This is a genomic window from Actinomadura parmotrematis, assembly GCF_019458805.1.
GTDB lineage: Bacteria > Actinomycetota > Actinomycetes > Streptosporangiales > Streptosporangiaceae > Spirillospora > Spirillospora parmotrematis.
The window spans coordinates 1-530 of the sequence record NZ_JAIBOA010000054.1 but is presented as its reverse complement, the minus strand read 5'-3'; the positions used below and the strand labels follow the sequence as shown (position 1 = coordinate 530).

1 protein-coding gene is annotated in these 530 nt (G+C 66.6%); it reads right to left on the bottom strand.

What is annotated here, in order from left to right:
• A partial coding sequence (locus K1Y72_RS35835; protein ID WP_220171000.1) for a homogentisate 1,2-dioxygenase domain-containing protein occupies positions 1-530 on the bottom strand: 530 nt, incomplete at its 5' end.

Here is a 530-nt window from a genome sequence, read left to right as displayed (position 1 = left end):
TCATCGCGCCCAGGTCCAGGCGTATTCGGGGTCTTCGGTGCGGGTGGCGGCGGGGCCGAGGTGCAGGGGCCGGAAGGTGTCGATCATGACGGCGGTCTCGGTGGTGTGGGTGTGGCCTTGGCGCACGGCGTTGATGGAGGCCTCGATGGTGCCGGGTTGGGGTCCGTGGGTGAATCCGGCGGGGTGCAGGGAGACCGAGCCGATGTCGATGCCCGAGCCCTTGCGGGCGGTGTAGTCGCCGCCGACGTAGAACATGAACTCGTCGGAATCGACGTTGTGGTGGTTGTAGGGGATGGGGATGGCGTTGTCGTCGAAGTCCAGGGGGCGGGGGCAGAAGGAGCAGATGACGAAGTTCGGGCCTTCGAAGGTCTGGTGGACCGGGGGTGGGGCGTGGGTGCGTTTCACGATGGGTTCGAAGTCGTTGATGTTGAAGGCGTAGGGGTAGAGGTAGCCGTCCCAGCCGATGACGTCGAAGGGGTGGTGGCGGAAGGTCAGCCGTGACAGTCCCCCGCGGGTGCGCACCAGGACCG